Source organism: Pseudomonas sp. MDT2-39-1, from assembly GCF_054898085.1.
Window position 1 is genome coordinate 3,663,723 of sequence record NZ_CM142716.1, and the last position, 24,446, is coordinate 3,688,168.

Annotated in this window: 16 protein-coding genes; 13 read left to right on the forward strand and 3 right to left on the reverse strand. The window is 60.5% G+C overall.

Features of this window, described 5'->3' with window-relative positions:
• Position 1: 1 nt before the first annotated feature.
• The gene (gene argS, locus ACYZTM_RS17410) at positions 2–1,738 is read right to left on the reverse strand and encodes an arginine--tRNA ligase (protein ID WP_131061462.1); all 1,737 of its coding nucleotides are present in this window, start codon (positions 1,736–1,738) and stop codon (positions 2–4) included.
• 249 nt (positions 1,739–1,987) lie between these two features.
• Complete coding sequence (locus ACYZTM_RS17415; RefSeq protein ID WP_461983692.1) at positions 1,988–4,207, reverse strand: primosomal protein N'; 2,220 nt, start codon at positions 4,205–4,207, stop codon at positions 1,988–1,990.
• Between the two features lie 224 nt (positions 4,208–4,431).
• Between ACYZTM_RS17415 and rpmE the strand changes: the two genes are divergently transcribed.
• The 3 genes from rpmE to ACYZTM_RS17430 all read left to right on the forward strand — a co-directional run bounded on the left by rpmE (position 4,432) and on the right by ACYZTM_RS17430 (position 6,924).
• A complete protein-coding gene (rpmE, locus tag ACYZTM_RS17420) occupies positions 4,432–4,659 on the forward strand; it encodes a 50S ribosomal protein L31 (protein WP_131061460.1) in 228 nt (75 codons plus the stop codon).
• A 14-nt stretch (positions 4,660–4,673) separates the two neighbouring features.
• Positions 4,674–5,486, forward strand: a complete 813-nt coding sequence (locus ACYZTM_RS17425; protein WP_461983695.1) for a thermonuclease family protein — start codon at positions 4,674–4,676, stop codon at positions 5,484–5,486.
• Positions 5,487–5,655: 169 nt separating this feature from the next.
• The gene (locus ACYZTM_RS17430) at positions 5,656–6,924 is read left to right on the forward strand and encodes a malic enzyme-like NAD(P)-binding protein (RefSeq protein WP_449642738.1); all 1,269 of its coding nucleotides are present in this window, start codon (positions 5,656–5,658) and stop codon (positions 6,922–6,924) included.
• 255 nt (positions 6,925–7,179) lie between these two features.
• On the opposite strand, the gene ACYZTM_RS17435 is transcribed toward ACYZTM_RS17430, so the two are convergent.
• Entirely contained in the window at positions 7,180–9,624 is a 2,445-nt protein-coding gene (locus ACYZTM_RS17435) for a penicillin-binding protein 1A (protein WP_371928424.1), read from the reverse strand.
• A gap of 217 nt (positions 9,625–9,841) precedes the next feature.
• On the opposite strand from ACYZTM_RS17435, the gene ACYZTM_RS17440 reads away from it, so the two are divergent.
• From ACYZTM_RS17440 to ACYZTM_RS17485, 10 genes are all read left to right on the forward strand, one after another.
• The gene (locus ACYZTM_RS17440) at positions 9,842–10,906 is read left to right on the forward strand and encodes a pilus assembly protein PilM (RefSeq protein ID WP_131061458.1); all 1,065 of its coding nucleotides are present in this window, start codon (positions 9,842–9,844) and stop codon (positions 10,904–10,906) included.
• Complete coding sequence (locus ACYZTM_RS17445) at positions 10,906–11,472, forward strand: PilN domain-containing protein (protein ID WP_461983698.1); 567 nt, start codon at positions 10,906–10,908, stop codon at positions 11,470–11,472. Before ACYZTM_RS17440 ends, ACYZTM_RS17445 begins: the two co-directional genes overlap by 1 nt.
• Positions 11,469–12,092, forward strand: a complete 624-nt coding sequence (gene pilO / locus ACYZTM_RS17450; RefSeq protein WP_131061456.1) for a type 4a pilus biogenesis protein PilO — start codon at positions 11,469–11,471, stop codon at positions 12,090–12,092. Before ACYZTM_RS17445 ends, pilO begins: the two co-directional genes overlap by 4 nt.
• Positions 12,089–12,616: a pilus assembly protein PilP gene (locus ACYZTM_RS17455; protein ID WP_461983700.1), complete on the forward strand. Its 528-nt coding sequence runs from the start codon at positions 12,089–12,091 to the stop codon at positions 12,614–12,616. The genes pilO and ACYZTM_RS17455 overlap by 4 nt, the downstream gene beginning before the upstream one ends.
• Before the next feature lie 13 nt (positions 12,617–12,629).
• On the forward strand, positions 12,630–14,711 hold the full coding sequence (pilQ, locus tag ACYZTM_RS17460; protein ID WP_461983702.1) for a type IV pilus secretin PilQ: 2,082 nt from the start codon (positions 12,630–12,632) through the stop codon (positions 14,709–14,711).
• Positions 14,712–14,715: 4 nt separating this feature from the next.
• Entirely contained in the window at positions 14,716–15,234 is a 519-nt protein-coding gene (gene aroK / locus ACYZTM_RS17465) for a shikimate kinase AroK (protein WP_010464421.1), read from the forward strand.
• Positions 15,235–15,385: 151 nt separating this feature from the next.
• Positions 15,386–16,486, forward strand: a complete 1,101-nt coding sequence (gene aroB, locus ACYZTM_RS17470; protein ID WP_131061453.1) for a 3-dehydroquinate synthase — start codon at positions 15,386–15,388, stop codon at positions 16,484–16,486.
• Between the two features lie 10 nt (positions 16,487–16,496).
• On the forward strand, positions 16,497–18,098 hold the full coding sequence (locus ACYZTM_RS17475; protein WP_131061452.1) for an SPOR domain-containing protein: 1,602 nt from the start codon (positions 16,497–16,499) through the stop codon (positions 18,096–18,098).
• Positions 18,099–18,448: 350 nt separating this feature from the next.
• On the forward strand, positions 18,449–22,894 hold the full coding sequence (gene gltB / locus ACYZTM_RS17480) for a glutamate synthase large subunit (RefSeq protein WP_461983705.1): 4,446 nt from the start codon (positions 18,449–18,451) through the stop codon (positions 22,892–22,894).
• A gap of 33 nt (positions 22,895–22,927) precedes the next feature.
• Positions 22,928–24,346, forward strand: a complete 1,419-nt coding sequence (locus tag ACYZTM_RS17485; RefSeq protein ID WP_131061450.1) for an FAD-dependent oxidoreductase — start codon at positions 22,928–22,930, stop codon at positions 24,344–24,346.
• Positions 24,347–24,446: the final 100 nt, after the last annotated feature.

Sequence of the window (24,446 nt, forward strand, 5' to 3'; positions counted from 1 at the left end):
CTTACATACGCTCCAGAGTTTCCAGACCCAAGAGTTCCAGGCCTTGCTTGAGAGTGCGGCCGGTCAGCGCGGCGAGGCGCAGACGGCTCTGCATTTGCGCCGGAGTGTCGGCACTGAGGATCGGGCAGTTCTCGTAGAAACTGGAGAACAGGCCGGCGACATCGTACAGGTACGTGCAGAGGATGTGCGGCGTGCCCTTGTCGCAAACGCTGTTCAGCACTTCGCCGAACTGCGCGAGCTTCGCCGCCAGCTCGTGTTCGTGCGCCGCTTCGAGGACGATCTGGCCTTCGACTTCGCTGAAGTCCTTGCCGAGTTTGCGGAACACGCCGGCCACGCGGGTGTAGGCGTACAGCAGGTACGGTGCGGTGTTGCCTTCGAAGTTCAGCATCAGGTCGAAGTTGAAGCTGTAGTCGCTGGTGCGATGCTTGGACAGGTCGGCGTATTTCACCGCGCCAATGCCCACGACCCTGGCGATGTTGCGCAATTCGTCTTCGGCCAACTCCGGGTTCTTGTCCTTCACCAGGGTGTAGGCGCGTTCCTGGGCTTCGGTCAGCAAGTCGATCAGCTTCACGGTGCCGCCATCACGGGTTTTGAATGGGCGGCCATCTTTACCGTTCATGGTGCCGAAGCCCATGTGTTCCATTTCCATCGGGTGCGTCACGAAACCGGCCAGGCGCGCGACCTGGAACACTTGTTGGAAGTGCAGGGCCTGACGCTGGTCGACGAAGTACAGCGCGCGATCCGCCTTCAACTGGCCGCTGCGGTAACGCACGGCCGCCAGGTCGGTGGTGGCGTAGAGGTAGCCGCCGTCAGCCTTGACGATGATCACTGGCAGCGGGTCGCCGTCGGCATTCTTGAATTCGTCGAGGAACACGCACTGGGCGCCGTTGCTCTCGACCAGCAGGCCGGCGGTCTTGAGGTCGTTGACCACGTTGATCAGGTCGTCGTTGTAGGCGCTTTCGCCCATCACGTCGGCCATGGTCAGTTTGACGTTCAGCAGTTCGTAGATTTTCTGGCAGTGCGACAGTGAGATGTCTTTGAACTTGGTCCACAGCGCCAGGCAGTCCGGGTCGCCGGCTTGCAGCTTGACCACCAGGCCACGGGCGCGGTCAGCGAACTCTTCGGATTCGTCGAAGCGTTGCTTGGCGGCGCGGTAGAAGTTTTCCAGGTCCGACAGCTCGTCGCTGGTGATCGGGTTTTCCTGCAGATAGGCCATCAGCATGCCGAACTGGGTGCCCCAGTCGCCGACGTGGTTCTGACGGACGACTTCGTCGCCGAGGAACTCCAGAACGCGCGCCACGCCGTCGCCGATGATGGTCGAACGCAAGTGGCCGACGTGCATCTCTTTGGCCAGGTTCGGTGCCGACAGGTCGACGACAGTGCGTTGTACTGGACCGGCCTTGCGCACGCCGATGTGCTCATCGGCCAGGGCGGCGTCCAGGCGAGAGGCCAGGGCATCAGTATTCTGGAAGAAGTTCAGGAAGCCCGGGCCGGCGATTTCGGTCTTGGTGACGTTTTCGTCAGTCGGCAGCGCAGCGATGATTTTCTCCGCCAGATCGCGCGGCTTCATGCCGGCCGGTTTGGCCAGCATCATGGCGATGTTGCTGGCGAAATCGCCGTTCTTCTTGTCACGGGAGTTTTCCACCTGGATCGCCGGCGACAGGCCTTCAGGCAACACACCTTCGTTGACGAGTTGGGTGATGGCTTGTTGGATCAGCTGGCGAATGGTGTCTTTCATGGTGTTCTCTTTCGACCGCAAGCGCGGCGGCGCCTGGATGCGCTAGTGGAAAAACTGGACATTATCCGTTGCGAAGACGGGCTTGCCAACTATAGCGGGCAGGTTATGGATATGTGGTGAAAAATCGGGCCCCTTCGCGGGCAAAGCTCGCTCCTACAGGTTTGTGTCGTTCGCCAATATTGTGAACGACACAAACCTGTAGGAGCGAGCGGGCGGCGATCCGACTTGCCCGCGAAGGCGATCGCCCAATCAATACAAATCGACGGGATCGACGTCCAATGACCAACGCACCGCCCGTCCGCTCGGCATCTGCTCCAGCGCCAGCAACCAGCTGGCCAGCAACCGATGCAGCGGTGCCCGAGCTGTCGCCTGCAGCAATAACTGCGCACGATAACGCCCGGCTCGACGCTCCATCGGCGCCGGCACCGGGCCAAGCAACTCAATCCCGGTCAAGTTCTGCTCAGCCAACAAACGCTCGGCCTCGCTGCACGCCTCATCGAGAAACCCTTCGGCCTGTCCCGGTTTGTGCGCTTCGGCCCGCAGCAACGCCAAATGCGCAAACGGCGGCAGTCCCGCAGAGCGACGCTCACTCAAGGCCTGTTCGGCAAAGGCGAAATAGCCTTGCTCGGTCAATTGCACCAGCAGCGGATGATCGGCCAGGTGCGTCTGGATAATCACCTTGCCCGGCTCTTCGGCTCGCCCGGCACGGCCTGCAACCTGGACGATCAACTGCGCCATGCGTTCGCTGGCGCGAAAGTCGCCGGAGAACAGCCCGCCATCGGCATCGAGGATCGACACCAGCGTCACCCGTGGAAAGTGGTGCCCTTTGGCGAGCATTTGCGTGCCGACCAGAATGCACGGCTGGCCTTTCTGGATGGTTGCGAACAGCTGATTCATCGCGTCTTTGCGCGAGGTGCTGTCGCGGTCGACCCGCAGCACCGGGACGTCCGGAAATAGAATCGCCAAGCGTTCTTCTGCGCGTTCGGTGCCGGCACCCACCGGCCGTAAATCGACCTTGCCGCATTTCGGGCAGTGCCGTGGCACGCGCTCGACGTAGCCGCAATGGTGGCAGCGCAGTTCGCCGGAGCGCTGGTGCACGGTCATCCGCGCATCGCAGCGCTGACACTCGGACATCCAGCCGCAGTCGTGGCACAGCAGCGTCGGCGCAAACCCGCGACGATTGAGAAAAACCAACACTTGCTGACCGGCCGCAAGGGTCTGGCCGATCGCTTGCTGCATCGGCCCGGAAATACCGCTGTCCAGTGGACGGCTTTTGACATCCAGGCGCAGGAATCGCGGTTGCTTGGCGCCGCCAGCACGCTCGTTCAGGCGTAGGAGGCCGTACCGACCGGTGTAGGCGTTGTGCAAGCTTTCCAGCGAAGGCGTGGCGGAGCCGAGGACAATCGGGATGTTTTCCTGCCGCGCGCGCACCAGCGCCAGATCGCGGGCGTGATAACGCAGGCCTTCCTGCTGTTTATAGGAGCCGTCGTGCTCTTCATCGATGATGATCAGGCCGGGGTTTTTCATCGGCGTGAACAACGCCGAACGGGTGCCGATAATGATGTCGGCGTCACCGTCCCGGGCGGCGAGCCAGGCTTCGAGGCGCTCGCGATCATTGACCGCCGAGTGAATCAGGGCGATGCGCGCATTGAAACGCTGCTCGAAGCGCGCCAGGGTTTGCGGGCCGAGGTTGATCTCCGGAATCAACACCAGCGCTTGCTTGCCGGCTTCGAGGGTTTCGCGAATCAGCTGCAAATAGACTTCGGTCTTGCCGCTGCCGGTGACACCGGCCAGCAGGAACGCGTGATAACTGTCGAACCCGGCGCGAATCGCCTCATAGGCGGCGCGCTGCTCGGGGTTGAGCGGCAACTCCGGTTGCGCCAGCCAGTGCTCGTGGCGAGCGCCGGGGGCGTGCTTGCGGATTTCCACCTGCACCAGACCCTTGGCCAGCAACAAATCCAGGCTGTCCTTGCTCAGCATCAGTTTGCTCAGCAATTGATGGGCGACGCCGTGGGGGTGTTGAGCCAGCGTGGCCAGGGCTTCGCGCTGGCGCGGCGCCCGGGCGATGCGCGGGTCATCAAGGCTGGCGCCGGGCGCGGCGGACCAGAAGCGTTCCTGGCGCGCCTCGGCCAGTTCGCCTTGGCGCAACAACACAGGCAGCGCCCAACTCAAGGTGTCGCCGAGGCTGTGCTGGTAATACTGCGAGGTCCACAGGCACAGCTTGAACAGTGCCGGCGGCAACGGCGGCGTGGCGTCGAGCAACGCCAGGGCCGGTTTGAGCTTTTCTACCGGCACTTCGCTGGTGTCGGTGACCTCCACAAGAATCCCGATCATCTCCCGGCGGCCGAACGGCACCCGCAGGCGCATGCCCGGTTGCAACTGGGCGCGCAGGACCCCGGCCGGGGCACGGTAATCGAACAGACGGCGCAGTGGCGAAGGCAGGGCGAGGCGCAAAATGGCTTCGGGCACGCGGGGGATTCTCTTTGGGCGGGGCAGTAAATGAAGGCTGAACGAACAACCTGTGGGAGCAGGCGCGCTCCCACAGGGATGGCGCTTTGGGTCGGGAGCCTAGCAGACGACTGGTGTGAGCGACAGCTTGCGTGATTGGCAATGTCTGTTAGAATCCGCGGCCTAATTACGTGCGGTATTCAACAATAGTGTTGGGTGGCGGCACGCAGCCCGAGGAAGACACCATGAAAGCTGAAATCCATCCAGATTATCCAGTCATTGCTGTTACTTGCAGCTGTGGCAACAAGTTCGAAACTCGTTCGACCTTCGGCAAAGCTCTGCCGATCGACGTTTGCAACGAGTGCCACCCGTTCTACACCGGTAAGCAGAAGACTCTGGACACTGGCGGCCGCGTTCAGCGCTTCGCAGACCGTTTCGGTGCTTTCGGCAAGAAACCTGCTGCTGCAGAGTAAGGTTCGAAGGCCTCATGGGCTTTACCTTGCTATTGAAAAAGGCGTCCCTTGCGGGCGCCTTTTTTGTGTCCGCGATTTGGTTGTCCGGCGCCCAGGCCTTTTGCCCGGTGCCGAGCGGTCTGACACCCGTCGTCGTGCAACGCGTGGTGGATGGCGACACCTTGCGCCTGCGCGATGGCCGCAGCGTGCGCATGATCGGCTTGAATACGCCTGAGCTGGGCAAACAGGGCCGTTCCGACGAGCCGTTTGCCGTGGTCGCGCGCAAACGGCTGGAAGCGCTGGTGACGTCCAGCGACGGGCGCGTGGGTTTGCTGCCCGGCAAAGAAAGCAAAGACCATTACGGTCGCACGTTGGCGCATGTCTACGGTGCCGATGGCGCCAACCTCGAAGCGCAGATGCTCGCCGAGGGCCTCGGTTTTCAAGTGGCGGTCGCGCCGAATGTCGATTTGGTCGGCTGCCAGCAAGCCGCCGAACGTAGCGCCCGTCAGGCCGGACTTGGCGTGTGGCGGCAATCACCTGTACTGAAAGCGGAGCAAATCACCGCTTCCGGTTTTGCCGTGCTCAGCGGTCGTGTGAGCAAGGTTCAGCGCAATCGCGGCGGGGTTTGGATTGAGTTACAGGACTCGGTTGTATTGCGCGTTGCACCCAATTTGCTCGGGCAATTCGATGTGGCATCGCTTGAGCGACTGAAGGGCAAGCAGATTGAGGCGCGTGGCTGGGTACTGGATCGTTCGCGCCGCGGTGGTTTGAAACCCGGGCAGGCTCGCTGGCTTCTGCCACTGACCGCCCCGGCGATGCTGCAAGCGGCGCCTTGGGAAGAATTGTAGACATTTTTTCAGTTGATTGTGAACAGTCTATCCCTTGTGTTCCGTGGCTCTTGGCCCAAAGTCGTAGGGCAGGGCGCTTGACAGGGGTGACTGGTCAGTCTTGTGGGGACTTTGCGACACGCGTATCCTCGGCGATCCGTCTGTCCAACAGTAAAAGCGGAATGCCCACATGTCTGATTTGAAAACTGCCGCTCTCGAATATCACGCCCATCCTCGTCCAGGGAAGCTGAGTGTCGAGCTCACCAAGGCCACCGCTACCGCCCGCGATCTGTCGCTGGCCTACAGCCCCGGCGTAGCCGAACCAGTACGCGAAATCGCCCGCGATCCTGAACTGGCCTACAAATACACCGGCAAAGGCAACCTGGTTGCAGTCATTTCCGATGGCACCGCGATTCTCGGCCTGGGTAACCTCGGCCCATTGGCTTCCAAGCCAGTCATGGAAGGTAAAGGCGTGCTGTTCAAGCGCTTCGCCGGCATCGACGTTTTCGACATCGAAGTCGACTCCGAAAGCCCGCAAGCCTTCATCGACACCGTCAAGCGTATCTCCATCACCTTCGGTGGCATCAACCTGGAAGACATCAAGGCACCTGAGTGCTTTGAGATCGAACGCGCTCTGATCGAACAGTGCGACATTCCAGTGTTCCACGATGACCAGCACGGCACCGCGATCGTTACTGCGGCCGGCATGATCAACGCCCTGGAAATCGCTGGCAAAACCCTGGCTGACGCCAAGATCGTCTGCCTGGGCGCCGGTGCGGCCGCCATCTCCTGCATGAAATTGCTGGTGAGCATGGGTGCCAACATCGAAAACATCTACATGGTTGACCGTACCGGCGTGATCCACTCTGGCCGTGACGACCTGAACCAGTACAAGGCTGTCTTCGCTCACGCGACCGACAAGCGCACCCTGGCTGACGCCCTGACCGGTGCTGACGTATTCGTGGGCCTGTCCGGCCCGAACCTGCTGAGCGCTGAAGGCCTGAAGTCCATGGCGGCCAACCCGATCGTCTTCGCATGCTCCAACCCGGATCCGGAAATCTCCCCGGAACTGGCGCACGCCACCCGTGACGACGTGATCATGGCCACCGGCCGTTCGGACTACCCGAACCAGGTCAACAACGTACTGGGCTTCCCGTTCATCTTCCGCGGTGCACTGGACGTTCGCGCCAAGCGCATCAACGAAGAAATGAAAGTAGCCGCAGCCAACGCCCTGCGTGAACTGGCCAAACTGCCGGTTCCTCAGGAAGTGTGCGACGCCTACGGCGGCATCAAGCTGGAATTCGGTCGTGAGTACATCATTCCGAAGCCAATGGATGCCCGTCTGATCACCCTGATCTCCGATGCCGTGGCCAAGGCTGCCATCGAGACCGGCGTAGCGACCCTGCCGTATCCGAAGAACTACCCGCTGAAAAGCGTGGATGACGTGTTCAACGGCTAAGCCGTTGTAGCGCTTCAAACAAAAAGCCCTGGCTCATTTGAGTTGGGGCTTTTTTATGTCTGAGGGTTTTGCAGTAGTTGTAATGGCCTCTTCGCGGGCAAGCCTCGCTCCTACAAGGGGCGGGTTGTCCGCAAACGCTGGGAACGATTCATATCCGTAGGAGCGAGGCTTGCCCGCGAAGAGGCCCTGACAGGCGCCACAATAAAAAGCCCCGCACTTCTCTCGAAGGCGGGGCTTTTGCGTTGCTTTACGCGATCAGAACAAATCGATCGGCGCCGCTTCATCCGCTGGCAGCGGGCTGCCCGGCGCATTGCCGTTACCCAGCTCATTCGCCGACGGTGGCGTATCTTCAGCCTTGAACAGCTCGAAGTACGCGCCTGGCGTACCCGGGCTGGCCGCGCGACCGCTGACCGGGTCAACCCGCAGGCTGAGGAGGCCTTCCGGCTCTGCCTGGGTGTGAGGCGGCTTGTCTTTAAGGGCAGCAGCCATGTAGTTCATCCAGATCGGCAGCGCGACGGTGCCACCAAACTCGCGTTTGCCCAGGCTTTCAGGCTGATCGAAACCCGTCCAGACGGTGGTCACGTAATCGGCGTTGTAGCCGGAGAACCAGGCGTCCTTGGATTCGTTGGTGGTGCCGGTCTTGCCCGCAATGTCACTGCGGCCCAAGGCGAGTGCGCGGCGGCCGGTGCCGAGTTTGATCACGTCTTCAAGCATGCTGTTGAGGATGAAGGTGGTGCGACCGTCGACAATGCGCTCGGCCACGGCTGGCGTTTGCGGTGCGGTGCCGGGTGCGGCCGGAGCCTCGCCCGGGGTCGCATTAACCGTGAACGCCTGGGCGTCGGTCGGTGCGGCGATGCCATTGGTCGTTACGTCGCCCTGAGGAACGCTAGGTGGGTTGGCGACGAACAGCGTGTCGCCATTGCGGCTTTCGATCTTGTCGATGATGTACGGGCTGATTTTGTAGCCACCGTTGGCGAAGGTGCTCCAGCCAGTGGCGATTTCCATTGGCGTCAGGGTCGCGGTGCCCAAGGCCAGGGACAAGTTGCGCGGCAGGTCCTGCTTGTTGAAGCCGAACTTGCTGATGTAATCGATGGTGCGATCGACGCCCAGCGCCTGCACCAGTCGGATCGATACCAGGTTGCGCGACTTGTACAGCCCTTCACGCAGACGAATCGGGCCGAGGAAGGTGTTGGTGTCGTTCTTCGGACGCCAGACCTTGTCGAGGTATTCATCGACGAACACGATCGGCGCATCGTTCACCAGGCTGGCGGCGGTGTAGCCGTTATCCAGCGCGGCGCTGTACACGAAGGGCTTGAAGCTCGAACCCGGCTGACGCTTGGCCTGCATGGCGCGGTTGTAGTTGCTCTGCTCGAAGGCAAAACCACCGACCAGCGAGCGAATGGCGCCGTTCTGCGGATCAAGGGACACCAGCGCGCCTTGCGCTTGCGGGATCTGGCTGAATTTCAGCGAATTGTCCGGTTGGCGCTGCACGCGAATCAGGTCACCGACCTGAGCCACGTCCGACGGCTGCTTCGGGTTGGCGCCCATGCTGTTGGTGTTCAGGAATGGACGTGCCCATTTCATCGTCTCCCAGGCGATGTGTTCTTCACCGGTGCGGGTGATCACTTGCAGGCCGTTCTTGTCAACTTGAGTGACGATGGCAGGCTCAAGGCCGCTGATGGCTCGCTGTTTGGTCAGCTCGGTGGCCCAGGCCTCGCGAGTCTTGCCCGGCAGGCGCGACTCGGGACCGCGATAGCCGTGCCGCTGATCGTAGGTCATCAAGCCTTCGTGGACCGCGGTGTTGGCCATTTCCTGCAAATTGCTCGGTACCGTCGTGGTCACGCGGAAACCTTCGGTGTACGCATCGCTGCCATAGCGGCCGACCATTTCGGCGCGGGCCATTTCAGCAATGTACGGCGCGTTCACTTCCGGCGTCGGCACGTGGTAGCTGGCATTCAGCGGCTCGTTGATCGCGGTGGTGTAGTCGGCCTCGGTGATCTTGCCGAGCTTGTACATGCGCCCAAGGATCCAGTCGCGACGTTCCTTGCTGCGGGCCGGGTTGGCCAGCGGGTTAAAGCGCGAAGGGGCTTTTGGCAGGCCGGCGATCATCGCCATCTGCGCCAGGCTGACGTCACGAATCGATTTGCCGTAGTAGACCTGCGCGGCGGCTTCGATGCCGTAGGCGCGGTTACCCAGATAGATCTTGTTGACGTACAGCTCGAGGATCTCGTCCTTGGTCAGCTGCCGTTCGATCTGCAGGGCCAGGAGGATTTCGGTGGTTTTGCGCGAGAAGCTGCGTTCGCTGGTCAGGAAGAAGTTCTTCGCCACCTGCATGGTGATGGTGCTGCCGCCGGACTGAATGTGCCCGCTTTTTACCAGCTGGGTCGCTGCGCGCATCAGGCTGCTGGGATCGACGCCGTAGTGATTGGCGAAATTGTCGTCTTCAGCACTTAGTAACGCATTGATGAAATTGGGGGGAATGTCGGCGAAACGGATCGGTGTGCGGCGCATTTCGCCAAATTCTGCGATCAACTTGTTGTCGCTGCTGTACACCCGCAATGGAATCTGCAACTGGATGCTTCGCAGGGCCTCCACAGATGGCAATCCGGGACTAAGGTAAAGAAACGCGCCGCTCAGACCAAGGAGCAGTCCGCAGAAAACGGCGACGATGGACCAACCGAAAAATTTCAGCAGACGAATCAAGGCTTTGGGATATCCAGGGCAAAGAATGAATTGGGCAACAGGGTCCAGATAACAGGGAACGACCCGCGCTTGCAGTAAAAACCGGAAAAAAACGCTGGGCATTATAAGCATTTTTCCGTCGAGGGCGTCATTTGCGCTGCTGTCAAGACGGGTGGTTTGAACGCAACGGGTATTACAGAGTCCGTAAGACACGGATAGTCATAGGGAATTGGTAGTGCTAGGACTCTTCAATAAAAAAGCCAACACGCTTCTGGGGATCGACATCAGCTCCACGTCGGTAAAGCTGCTTGAGCTAAGTCGCCAAGGCGAGCGTTATCGGGTCGAGGCCTATGCGGTCGAACCCTTGCCCGCCAACGCGGTGGTCGAAAAAAATATTGCCGAGCTCGAAGGCGTGGGCCAGGCACTCTCGCGCGTGCTGCTCAAGGCCAAAACCAGCCTCAGGAATGTCGCCGTGGCCGTCGCCGGTTCGGCAGTCATTACCAAAACCATCGAAATGGACGCCGGTCTTTCCGACGACGAGATGGAAAACCAGCTGAAGATCGAGGCCGATCAGTACATCCCCTACCCATTGGATGAAGTCGCCATCGACTTCGAAGTCCAGGGCGCGTCAGCGCGTAACCCCGAGCGGGTCAATGTGCTGCTGGCAGCCTGTCGCAAGGAAAACGTCGAAGTGCGTGAAGCCGCCCTGGCACTGGCCGGCCTGACGGCGCGAGTGGTTGACGTCGAGGCTTACGCGCTGGAGCGATCGTTCAGTTTGCTGGCGGCTCAGTTGGCGGTCTCGCAGGAAGGGTTGACCGTGGCGGTGGTCGACATCGGCGCGACCATGACCACCCTGAGCGTGTTGTACAACGGGCGGATCATCTACACCCGCGAACAATTGTTCGGTGGGCGTCAGCTGACAGAGGAAATCCAGCGTCGTTATGGCCTGACCATCGAGCAGGCGGGGCTGGCGAAGAAGCAGGGCGGATTGCCGGACGACTACGTCAGTGAAGTCTTGCAGCCTTTTCGCGATGCGCTGGTGCAGCAGGTTTCCCGATCGTTGCAGTTCTTCTTCGCCTCCGGCCAGTACAACGCGGTCGATCACATCCTGCTGGCGGGCGGTACTGCGTCGGTCCCGGGGCTTGATCGTCTGATCGAACAGCGGTTGGGCACGCCGACCCAGGTGGCCAACCCGTTCTCCGACATGGCATTGAGCAGCAAGGTCAACGCCGGAGCCCTGGCAGGCGATGCGCCGGCACTGATGATCGCCTGCGGGCTTGCTCTGCGGAGTTTCGACTGATGGCGCGGATCAATCTTCTACCCTGGCGCGAAGAGCTGCGTGAAGAGCGTCGCAAACGCTTTTTGCTGGCGCTGGTCGGTGTGTTGGTGTGCTCGGTGGGCGCGATTATTATCGCGGACCAGGTCATCAACGGCGCCATTGACCGGCAAGTGACCCGCAACAATTACATCGGCAAACAGATTGCCGTGGTCGACGAGCGCATCAAGCAGATCAGCGAACTGAAGTCCCGTCGCCAGCAGCTCGTCGAGCGCATGCGCATCATCCAGGACCTGCAAGGCAACCGTCCGATCAGCGGGCGTATTTTCGACCAGTTGGCGCGTACCCTGCCGGACGGAGTGTATTTCACCGAAGTAAAAATGGCCGGCAAAACCCTGTCCATTGCCGGCGCGGCGGAATCGAACAATCGTGTCTCGGACTTGATGCGCAATCTGGATGCGTCCGACTGGTTCGATGCGCCGAGCCTCACGGAAGTCAAAGCCACCACCGCCGGTCAGCTGGATCAGGCCAACGTCTTTCAGTTGACCGTCCGTCAGACTCAGCCCGCCGTTGTGGAGGCTGCTAAATGAGCCCCTCCGAATGGTTCGAAGGCCTGCGCAAGATCGACATCAACGATCTGGACACCAACAACATGGGGTCCTGGCCGCCGGCCATCAAGGCCCTGGCGGGCGGCTTGCTCATGGTTCTGGTGTTGGCCCTCGGGTACACCTTTTTCATCAGTGATCAGGAAGATCACCTCGAACTCAAGCGTGAAGAGGAGTCGACACTCAAGGAGCAATTCGCAACCAAAGCGCACATGGCGGCAAACCTGGAGCTGTACACCCAGCAGATGAAGGAGATGGAGAACTCTTTCGGCGTGCTCCTGCGCCAGTTGCCCAGCGACACTGAAGTGCCCGGACTGCTGGAAGACATCACCCGCACCGGGCTCGGTAGCGGGCTGGAGTTCGAAGAAATCAAGTTGCTGCCGGAGGTTACCCAACAGTTCTACATCGAACTGCCGATCCAGATCACCGTGACCGGTGCCTATCACGACCTGGCGACCTTCGTCAGTGGCGTGGCCGGGTTGCCGCGGATCGTTACGCTGCATGATTTCGACCTCGCGCCGGCCGACCCTGAAGGTGGTCCGAAACTGCGCATGAGCATCCTGGCCAAGACCTACCGCTACAACGACAAGGGGCTGCAGAAATGAGCCCGATTCGTTACTTGTTGATGGTTTTACTGTTCGCCGGCCTGGCTGGTTGCGGCAACGGTAATGACGTCGGTGACCTCGACGCCTACATGAACGAAGTGCGCCTCAGGCCACCGGGCAAGATTGAACCAACGCCGACCTTCCGGTCTTACCCAACGTTCACCTACAACGCTGCCAACCTGCGCAGCCCGTTTTCCCGGCAGGTCAGGGTCGATCTGGCGGGTCAGAAGCGCGGCTCGCGCAACGTCAAGCCCGATCCCAATCGGGCCAGGCAATACCTCGAAGGTTTCAACATCGAGCAGTTTGAAATGGTCGGCACGATCTCCAATGCGACCGGCTCCTTCGCGCTGTTGCGCGGAGCAGGCGGGGTGCATCGGCTGAAAGTCGGCGATTACCTGGGGCGTAACGAAGGGCGGATCGTCGCCATCAGCGGCTCGCAAGTCGATGTGGTCGAAATCGTTCCCGACGGCGAAGGTGCCTGGCTGGAACGGCCGCGGACCATCCCTTTGAAAGAGCACTCATAGTGGAACTCGAATAATGAACAGGATTTTCTCAACCCTCGGTATCTCGCTATGGATAGCGTTGCTGTCGCCGATGGTACAAGCGGCCAACCTCAAAGCGCTGGATGTCGCCGCGCTGCCGGGTGATCGTGTCGAGTTGAAGTTATCTTTCGATGGCCCGCCACCGCAGCCCCACGGTTACACGACCGAATCGCCCGCACGCATTGCGCTGGATCTGCCAGGCGTGGTCAGTCAGCTAAAAAGTAAAAATCGTGAACTGGGCGGCGGAAATGCCCGTACCGCCACAGTGGTGGAAGCCAAGGACCGTACGCGGCTTATCATCAATCTGACCCAGTTGGCCCCGTACAACGCACGAGTTGAGGGCAACAATCTGATCGTGGTGGTGGGGCAAGGCGCCAACAGCAAGGCGTCCCGGCCGGCAACCAGTGCACCTCGCGCCGCGACTGCAACGCCAGCCCCGACGAAAGCCTACGCACCCGTGGGCAAGGCCATCCGTGGTGTAGATTTCCAGCGCGGTACGCAGGGTGAAGGCAATGTGGTGATTGATCTGTCGGATCCTTCCATCGTCCCGGACATTCAGGAACGCGACGGCAAGATCATCCTCGGTTTTGCCAAAACCCAATTGCCTGAGCCATTGCGCGTACGTCTGGACGTCAAGGATTTCGCCACCCCGGTGCAGTTCGTCAACGCCAGTGCCACAGGCGACCGGGCCACGATCAGCATCGAGCCCAGCGGCGCCTTCGATTATTCGACCTACCAGACCGACAACAAGCTGACGGTCAGCATCCGGCCAATGACCGTCGATGATCTGCAAAAGCGTAATGCCGAGCGTTTTGCCTATACCGGTGAAAAGCTCTCGCTGAATTTCCAGGACATCGATGTGCGCTCGGTGCTGCAACTGATCGCCGATTTCACCAACCTCAATCTGGTGGCCAGCGACACGGTGCAAGGCGGTATCACGTTGCGTTTGCAGAATGTGCCATGGGACCAGGCGCTGGACCTGGTGCTGAAAACCAAAGGCCTGGACAAGCGCAAGATCGGCAACGTCCTGCTGGTGGCGCCGGCCGATGAAATCGCCGCGCGCGAGCGTCAGGAACTGGAATCGCAGAAGCAGATCTCCGAACTCGCGCCCCTGCGTCGAGAGCTGTTGCAGGTCAACTACGCCAAGGCTGCCGACATCGCCAAGCTGTTCACGTCGGTGACCAGTGCCGAATCGAAAATCGACGAACGGGGTTCGATCACGGTTGATGAGCGGACCAACAACATCATTGCCTACCAGACCCAGGACCGACTCGACGAACTTCGTCGCATCGTTGCGCAACTGGATATCCCGGTGCGCCAGGTGATGATCGAGGCACGAATCGTCGAAGCCAACGTCGACTACGACAAAAGCCTCGGCGTGCGCTGGGGAGGTTCGGTGCAGAACAAGGGCAACTGGAACACATCGGGGGTCAGCAATGGTTCGTCGACCACCATTGGAACCCCGGGCAGCACCAGTACCAACTCGCCGTTTGTCGACCTGGGCGCTGCGGGCAATACCTCGGGGATCGGCATCGCCTTCATCACCGATAACGTGCTGCTGGACCTGGAGCTGACCGCGATGGAGAAGACCGGTAACGGCGAAATCGTCTCGCAGCCCAAGGTGGTCACGTCCGACAAGGAAACCGCGAAAATCCTCAAGGGCACCGAGATTCCCTATCAGGAAGCCAGCTCCAGCGGTGCCACTTCGGTGTCGTTCAAAGAGGCGTCGCTGTCCCTTGAAGTCACGCCGCAGATCACCCCGGACAATCGGATCATCATGGAGGTCAAGGTCACCAAGGACGAACCTGACTACCTGAACAAGGTCCAGGATGTACCGCCGATCAAGAAAAACGAGGTCAATGCCAAGGTCCTGGTCAATGATGGCGAGACCATCGTGATAGGCGGGGTTTTCTCAAATACTCAGAGCAAGGTTGTAGATAAGGTGCCATTTCTCGGTGATGTGCCGTATCTTGGCCGCCTTTTCCGGCGTGACGTGGTTTCGGAGAAAAAATCCGAGCTGCTGGTGTTTCTCACTCCGCGTATCATGAATAACCAGGCGATTGCTGTGAGTCATTGATTCTGTGCGAAATTTGATTCTTGTTGGACCGATGGGCGCTGGAAAAAGCACCATCGGCCGGTTGCTGGCCAAAGAGCTGCGCCTGCCGTTCAAAGATTCCGATAAGGAAATTGAATTGCGCACGGGCGCCAATATCCCGTGGATTTTCGATAAGGAAGGCGAGCCGGGCTTTCGTGATCGCGAGCAGGCGATGATTGCCGAGCTGTGCGGCTGCGATGGCGTGGTGCTTGCAACCGGTGGCGGCGCGGTGATGCGCGAAGCCAATCGTCGGGCGCTGCACGCCGGCGGTCGGGTGGTTTATCTGCATGCCTCTGTCGAGCAGCAGGTCGGTCGCACGTCCCGCGATCGAAATCGACCCTTGTTGCGCACCGCCGATCCGGCCAAGACCCTGCGGGATCTGCTGGCGATTCGCGATCCGCTGTATCGGGAAATCGCCGACCTGGTGGTTGAAACCGATGAGCGGCCGCCGCGAATGGTCGTGCTCGATATTCTCGAACGCTTGCAGCAGCTACCTCCCCGTTAAAGCGATGCGCGAAATGCGCTATCCTCGGCGTCCTGTCACGACTGCTCAAGGTTGTGGCGGATGGCTACCGAACGGCGTCACACCAGCAGACGCCGTGGACATTCGTTAATTCAAGGCAGGACGCCTGATTCCATCTTCACTGTGGGGACACATGCAGACACTCAAGGTCGATCTAGGCGAGCGCAGCTACCCGATTCACATTGGCGAAGGTTTGTTGGATCAGCCTGAGCTGCTGGCCCCGCACATTCGCGGACGGCAAGTGGCGATCATCTCCAACGAGACCGTTGCGCCGCTCTATCTCGAACGTCTGACCCGCAGCCTCGCGCAGTTTTCGGTGATTTCCGTGGTGCTGCCCGACGGCGAAGCCTTCAAGACCTGGGAAACCCTGCAACTGATTTTCGACGGTCTGCTGACTGCACGCCACGACCGCCGCACCACCGTTATCGCCCTCGGCGGCGGCGTGATTGGTGACATGGCCGGTTTTGCGGCTGCCTGCTATCAGCGCGGTGTCGATTTCATTCAGGTCCCGACCACGTTGTTGTCGCAAGTCGACTCCTCGGTGGGCGGCAAGACCGGGATCAATCACCCGTTGGGCAAGAACATGGTCGGCGCCTTCTATCAGCCGAATGTGGTGCTGATCGATACCGCGACCCTCAATACCCTGCCGGCCCGCGAGCTCTCTGCGGGGCTGGCGGAAGTCATCAAGTACGGGCTGATCTGCGACGAGCCGTTCCTGACCTGGCTCGAAGAAAACGTTGATCGCCTGCGCGCCCTGGATCAGGTCGCCCTGACCTACGCCATCGAGCGTTCCTGCTCGGCCAAGGCGGCGGTAGTCGGTGCCGACGAGAAGGAGACCGGTGTTCGTGCCACGTTGAACCTGGGTCACACCTTCGGTCACGCTATCGAAACTCATATGGGCTATGGTGTCTGGCTTCATGGTGAAGCCGTCGCTGCTGGTACCGTAATGGCTTTGGAAATGTCCGCGCGACTGGGCTGGATCAGCGAGCAAGAGCGCGATCGCGGCATTCGTCTGTTTCAGCGTGCCGGCTTACCGGTCATCCCGCCTGAAGAGATGAGCGAAGCCGATTTTCTCGAACACATGGCAATTGACAAGAAAGTGATCGACGGTCGTTTGCGCCTGGTGCTGCTGCGCCACATGGGCGAAGCGGTGGTGACCGACGATTATCCGAAAGAAGTTTTACAGGCCACGCTGGGAGCGGATTACCGCGCCCTGGCTCAGCTTAAAGGTTAATAAGATCCCGATGACTAGTTTGCATGCCGACGAGGCTTTCCTCGGCCATTACCAGTTGAGTCATGACCCTTTTGCTCCACGGGTGCCTGGCTTCAAATTCTTCCCGGCCCAGCGCAAACCGGTGCTGGGGCAACTGCATCACCTGGCCCGCTACAGCCAGTTGCTGTTGGTGGTCACCGGTCCGCAAGGCAGTGGCAAGACGCTGTTGCGCCAGGCCCTGGTGGCCAGCACGAACAAGCAGTCGGTGCAGAGCGTGGTGGTTTCCGCCCGTGGCGCTGGCGATGCTGCCGGCGTACTGCGTCAGGTGGCTCAGGCGCTGAACGTCGCCCAGGCGGAGGTCAACGCGATTCTGTCGCAGGTCGTGCAACTGGCGCTGACCGGGCAGGAAGTCTATTTGCTGGTGGACGACGCCGAACAGCTCGACGAATCCGCGCTGGAGGCTTTGCTGGCCCTGGCCGCCGGCGCTCCGGAAGGTCGTCCGCATGTGTTTCTGTTCGGTGAATCCTCGCTGATTGCGCAACTGGACGCGCTGAGCCTCGAGGAAGAGCGTTTCCACGTCATCGAATTGCAGCCCTACACCGAAGAAGAAACCCGCGAATACCTGGACCAGCGGCTTGAAGGCGCAGGCCGGGGTATCGAACTTTTCACCGCAGATCAGATCTCTGATATTCACGAAAGCTCCGACGGCTGGCCTGGCACCATTAACCAGGTTGCCCGCGATGCAATGATCGAAGCCATGATTGCCAGCCGCTCAGCGGTCAAGCGTCCAAGTATGGGGTTCAACATGCCGAAGAAACACGTATTGGCGATTTCCGCCGTCGTCGTGGTCGCGGTAGCCGCCGCCTGGTTGATGCCGGGTCGCAGCAAAGCACCGACCACCGGCGCACCTGCCAACGAACAGGCGCAACTGCCGCTCGGCCAAGGCACGCCACAACCTAACAGTGGCGGCGCTCCTGCCGTCGAATTCGCCGGTAATTCGCAACCGATGCCATTGCCGCTGGTCGGCAACTCGCAACCGGTCATGCGCGGTCCACTGGCCGAAGCGGCCGGTGGCATCACCGAAGGCGACGACGGTGTACCGGTCGAAGGTTCCAGCGCTACACCGCCAACCGTGACCACCACCGCGCCGCCTGCGGGCATCCAGCCTGGCCCTGCGCCGACGCCTGCCGCCAAGCCGGTGCCAGAGCCGACTCAGGTCGCTACAGCCAAGCCAGTCCCGACTGCACCAGCCGTGAAGCCGGCTCCAGCGCCCGCCAAGCCAGCCGTCGTGGCCAGCGTCAAGCCTGCCGAGAAACCAGCTCCTGCCGCCGCTGCGAAAGGCGCCGGTGGCACCTGGTATGCCGGGCAGCCGACGAGCAACTACGTGGTGCAGATCCTCGGCACCAGCTCCGAAGCGACCGCGCAAACCTTCGTGAAAGAGCAGGGCGGCGAGTACCGTTATTTCAAGAAAGTACTCAACGGCAAGCCGCTTTACGTCATCACCTACGGCAACTTCGCCAACCGCGATGCAGCCCTTACCGCCATCAAGGCCTTGCCAGCGAAGGTTCAGGCTGGTAAACCTTGGCCTCGCACTGTCGCCAGCGTCCAACAGGAACTGGCAACAACTCGCTGAAGATTCGGCGGCCTTACCCAGGCCGCCTCTCCAAGCACCTCAAAATTTCTGCAAGTGCATGCCGTCTCTACAGACCGCGTGCCTTGTGGTGTCTGCGTCACAGTAGTCTTTGAGTCGTTGCAGTCAGAATTAAAAAAGTTTTGACTAGCACAGCAGATCGCTTTAAACCTTTCACAAATGCGACATAGATTTGCGACAGTTCGTCGTCAAATTTGTGAGCCTCTGTGTCGCTGTGTACAATGACCACCCTTTTGCCCCCGCTAAGCCGGCGTACGTTCGGCGCGGATCGCAAGTGGTTGAATTGAAAAGAAATTTGCCTCGAAAAGAGGCAGCCTGGTGAGAAAGTGTCTATGAAAGCAGGTCTGTACCAACCAGATGAATTCAAGGATAACTGCGGTTTCGGCCTGATAGCCCATATGCAGGGCGAGCCCAGTCATACCCTTTTGCAAACGGCCATCGAGGCCCTGACCTGCATGACCCACCGCGGTGGGATCAACGCCGACGGCAAGACCGGTGACGGTTGCGGTCTGCTGATTCAAAAGCCGGATGTGTTCCTGCGAGCCATCGCCCAGGAAACCTTCGGCGTTGAACTGCCCAAGCAATACGCTGTGGGCATGGTCTTCTTCAACCAGGACCCGGTCAAAGCCGAAGCCGCTCGCGAGAACATGAACCGCGAGATCCTGGCCGCCGGCCTGCAACTCGTCGGCTGGCGCAAAGTCCCGATCGACACCAGCGTCCTCGGCCGTCTGGCCCTGGAGCGCCTGCCGCAGATCGAACAGGTGTACATCGGCGGTGAAGGCCTGAGCGATCAGGACATGGCGATCAAGCTGTTCACCTCTCGTCGTCGTTCGTCCGTGGCCAACGCCGCCGACACCGATCACTACATCTGCAGCTTTTCGCACAAGACCATTATTTATAAAGGCCTGATGATGCCGGCGGATTTGTCCGCCTTCTATCCAGACCTCAGCGACCAGCGCCTGCAAACCTCGATTTGCGTGTTCCACCAGCGTTTCTCCACCAACACCTTGCCGAAATGGCCGCTGGCTCAACCGTTCCGCTTCCTGGCGCACAACGGCGAAATCAACACCATCACCGGCAACCGCAACTGGGCCGTGGCGCGTCGCACCAAGTTCACCAACGACTTGATGGACCTGGAAGAACTCGGCCCGCTGGTCAACCGCGTTGGTTCCGACTCCTCCAGCATGGACAACATGCTTGAGCTGATGGTTACCGGTGGCATCGACCTGTTCCGTGGCGTACGGATGATCATTCCGCCTGCGTGGCAGAACGTCGAAACCATGGACCCGGATCTGCGTGCATTCTACGAATACAACTCGATGCACATGGAACCCTGGGACGGCCCGGCCGGCGTGGTAATGACCGACGGTCGTTACGCGGTGTGCCTGCTCGACCGTAACGGTCTGCGTCCGGCGCGTTGGGTCACCACCAAAAACGGGTTCATCACCCTGGCGTCTGAAATCGGTGTCTGGAACTACCAGCCTGAAGACGTGATCGCCAAGGGCCGCGTCGGGCCGGGCCAGATCTTTGCCGTGGACACCGAAACCGGTCAGATCCTCGACACCGACGCCATCGACAACCGCTTGAAGTCGCGTCATCCGTACAAGCAATGGCTGCGCAAGAATGCCCTGCGCATTCAGGCGACCATGGAAGACAACGACCACGGTTCGGCGTTCTACGACGTCGACCAGCTCAAGCAATACATGAAGATGTACCAGGTCACTTTCGAAGAACGTGACCAAGTGCTGCGTCCGCTCGGCGAGCAAGGCTACGAAGCCGTCGGCTCGATGGGCGACGATACGCCGATGGCCGTGCTGTCCCAGCGTGTGCGCACGCCGTACGACTATTTCCGCCAGCAGTTCGCGCAGGTCACCAACCCGCCCATCGACCCGCTGCGTGAAGCCATCGTCATGTCGCTGGAGATCTGCCTCGGTGCCGAGCGCAACATCTTCCAGGAGTCGCCGGAACACGCCTCGCGCGTGATCCTCAGCTCGCCGGTCATTTCCCCGGCCAAGTGGCGCTCGCTGATGAACCTCGATCGTCCGGGCTTCGAGCGCGCGATCATCGACCTCAACTACGACGAAAGCGTCGGCCTCGAAGCGGCGATCCGCAACGTCGCCGATCAGGCTGAAGAGGCTGTGCGCTCCGGTCGTACCCAAGTCGTGTTGAGTGACCGTCACATTGCCCCGGGCAAGTTGCCGATCCACGCTTCCCTGGCCACCGGCGCGGTGCACCACCGCCTGACCGAAAAAGGCCTGCGTTGCGACTCCAACATCCTGGTAGAAACCGCGACGGCTCGCGACCCGCACCACTTCGCGGTGTTGATCGGTTTCGGCGCCTCGGCGGTCTATCCGTTCCTGGCTTACGAAGTACTGGGCGACCTGATCCGTACCGGTGAAGTACTGGGCGACCTCTACGAGGTGTTCAAGAACTACCGCAAAGGCATCACCAAAGGCCTGCTGAAGATCCTGTCGAAGATGGGCATCTCGACCATTACGTCGTACCGCGGTGCGCAGTTGTTCGAAGCCATCGGCCTGTCTGAAGAAGTCTGCGAACTGAGCTTCCGTGGCGTACCGAGCCGCATCAAAGGTGCGCGTTTCGTCGACATCGAAGCCGAGCAGAAAGCTTTGGCTGCCGAAGCCTGGAGCCCGCGCAAGCCAATCCAGCAGGGCGGTTTGCTGAAGTTCGTCCACGGTGGCGAATATCACGCGTACAACCCGGACGTGGTCAACACCCTGCGAGCCGCTGTGCAGCAAGGCGACTACAGCAAGTTCAAGGAATACACGGCGCTGGTCGACAACCGTCCGGTGTCGATGATCCGCGACCTGTTCAAGGTCAAAACCCTGGACACGCCGCTGGACATCAGCGAGATCGAACCGCTGGAATCGGTGCTCAAACGCTTCGACTCCGCGGGCATCTCCCTTGGTGCACTGTCGCCGGAAGCTCACGAAGCCTTGGCCGAAGCCATGAACCGCCTCGGTGCGCGTTCCAACTCCGGCGAAGGCGGCGAAGACCCTGCGCGCTACGGCACCATCAAGAGCTCGAAAATCAAACAGGTTGCGACTGGCCGTTTCGGTGTGACCCCGGAATACCTGGTCAACGCTGAAGTGCTGCAGATCAAAGTCGCTCAGGGCGCCAAGCCCGGCGAAGGTGGTCAGCTGCCAGGCGGCAAGGTCAACGGTCTGATCGCCAAGCTGCGTTACGCAGTGCCGGGCGTGACCCTAATTTCGCCGCCGCCGCACCACGACATCTACTCGATCGAAGACTTGTCGCAGCTGATTTTCGACCTGAAACAAGTCAACCCGAAGGCGCTGGTCTCGGTGAAGCTGGTAGCAGAAGCAGGCGTCGGCACCATCGCTGCCGGTGTGGCCAAGGCCTATGCGGACTTGATCACCATCTCCGGCTACGACGGCGGCACCGGTGCATCGCCGCTGACGTCGATCAAATACGCGGGCGCTCCGTGGGAACTCGGCCTGGCCGAAACCCACCAGACCCTGCGCGGCAACGACCTGCGCGGCAAAGTCCGGGTGCAGACCGACGGCGGCCTGAAAACCGGCCTCGACGTGATCAAGGCGGCGATCCTCGGCGCTGAAAGCTTCGGCTTCGGCACCGCGCCAATGATCGCGCTGGGCTGCAAATACCTGCGCATCTGCCACCTGAACAACTGCGCCACCGGCGTCGCAACTCAGAACGAAAAGCTGCGCAAGGATCACTACATCGGGACCGTCGACATGGTGGTGAATTTCTTCACCTACGTCGCTGAAGAAACCCGTGAGTGGCTGGCCAAACTGGGCGTGCGCTCCCTCGAAGAGCTGATCGGTCGTACCGATCTGCTGGACATCCTCGAAGGCCAGACCGCCAAGCAGCAACACCTGGACCTGACCCCGTTGCTCGGCAGCGATCACATCCCGGCAGACAAACCTCAGTTCTGCCAGGTTGAGCGCAACCCGCCGTTCGACAAAGGCCTGCTGGCCGAAAAAATGGTCAATATGGCCACCTCGGCTATCAACGACATGAGCGGCGCTGATTTCGCCCTGGATATCTGCAACTGCGACCGCTCTATCGGCGCGCGCATCTCCGGTGAAATCGCTCGCAAACACGGCAACCAAGGCATGGCGAATGCGCCGATCACCTTCCGCTTCAACGGGACGGCCGGTCAGAGCTTCGGCGTGTGGAACGCTGGTGGCCTGCACATGTACCTGGAAGGCGACGCCAACGACTACGTCGGCAAGGGCATGACCGGCGGCAAGCTGGTCATCGTTCCGCCGAAGGGCAGCGTCTACAAGACTCAGGACAGTGCCATCATCGGCAACACCTGCCTGTACGGCGCCACCGGCGGCAAGCTGTTCGCCGCCGGGACCGCGGGCGAGCGTTTTGCGGTGCGTAACTCCGGTGCTCACACCGTGGTGGAAGGCACTGGCGATCACTGCTGCGAGTACATGACCGGTGGTTTCGTCTGCGTCCTGGGCAAGACCGGTTACAACTTCGGCTCAGGCATGACCGGCGGTTTCGCCTACGTGCTCGACCAGGACAACACTTTCGTTGACCGGGTCAACCACGAACTGGTGGAAATCCAGCGGATCAGCGGCGAAGCGATGGAAGCCTATCGCAGCCACCTGCAGCGCGTGCTGGACGAATACGTCGCGGAAACCGACAGCGAATGGGGTCGTAACCTCGCTGAAAACCTCGATGACTATCTGCGCCGTTTCTGGCTGGTCAAGCCCAAGGCTGCCAACCTGAAATCGTTGCTTTCCAGCACCCGTGCCAACCCGCAGTGATATGCGCCTGAAGAGTTTGATGAGGTTTTAACAATGGCTGAACGTCTGAATAACGACTTCCAGTTCATCGATGTCGGGCGCAAGGATCCGAAGAAGAAACTGTTGCGTCAACGCAAGAAAGAGTTCGTGGAGATCTACGAACCCTTCAAACCCCAGCATTCGGCCGATCAGGCCCACCGCTGCCTGGGTTGCGGTAACCCGTATTGCGAATGGAAGTGCCCGGTGCACAACTTCATTCCGAATTGGCTCAAGCTGGTAGCCGAGGGCAACATCCTTCAGGCCGCCGAGTTGTCGCACCAAACCAACACCCTGCCGGAAGTGTGCGGCCGGGTGTGCCCGCAGGATCGTCTGTGTGAGGGTGCCTGCACCCTCAACGACGGCTTCGGCGCGGTGACCATCGGTTCGGTCGAGAAGTACATCACCGACACCGCATTCGCCATGGGCTGGCGCCCGGACATGTCCAAGGTCAAGCCGACCGGCAAGCGTGTCGCGATCATCGGTGCAGGCCCGGCGGGCCTGGGTTGTGCCGACGTGTTGGTTCGCGGTGGCGTGACCCCGGTGGTGTTCGACAAGAACCCGGAAATTGGCGGTCTGCTGACCTTCGGCATCCCGGAGTTCAAGCTGGAAAAGACCGTGCTGAGCAATCGCCGCGAAGTCTTCACCGGCATGGGCATCGAGTTCCGCCTGAACACCGAAGTGGGTAAGGACGTGACCGTCGAGCAACTGCTCGAAGAATACGATGCCGTGTTCATGGGCATGGGCACCTACACCTACATGAAGGGCGGCTTTGCCGGTGAGGACCTGCCGGGCGTGCATGACGCGCTCGACTTCCTGATCGCCAACGTCAACCGCAACCTGGGCTTTGAAAAGTCGCCGGAAGATTTCGTCGACATGAAAGGCAAGAAGGTTGTGGTGCTGGGCGGCGGCGACACGGCGATGGACTGCAACCGTACGTCGATTCGCCAGGGCGCCAAGTCGGTGACCTGCGCCTATCGTCGTGACGAAGCGAACATGCCGGGCTCGCGCAAAGAGGTGAAAAACGCCAAGGAAGAAGGCGTGAAATTCCTCTACAACCGCCAGCCGATTGCCATTGTTGGTGAAGACAAGGTCGAAGGCGTGAAGGTGGTCGAAACTCGTCTCGGCGAACCGGACGCCCGTGGCCGCCGCAGCCCCGAGCCGATCCCGGGTTCTGAAGAGATCATCCCGGCCGACGCCGTGGTCATCGCGTTCGGTTTCCGCCCGAGCCCGGCGTCGTGGTTCGAACAGCACAGCATCCAGACCGACAGCCAGGGCCGCGTTGTAGCCCCGGAACAAGGCCAGTACAAGCACCAGACCAGCAACCCGAAAATCTTCGCCGGTGGCGATATGGTTCGCGGTTCCGATCTGGTGGTAACGGCGATCTTCGAAGGCCGTAATGCGGCTGAAGGGATCCTGGATTACCTGGGCGTGTAAATCTGCTAGATCGGCGTCGCTCCATTCGCGGGCAAGCCTCGCTCCTACAGGGATCGCGTAAACCCTGTAGGAGCGAGGCTTGCCCGCGAAGAGGCCCGTC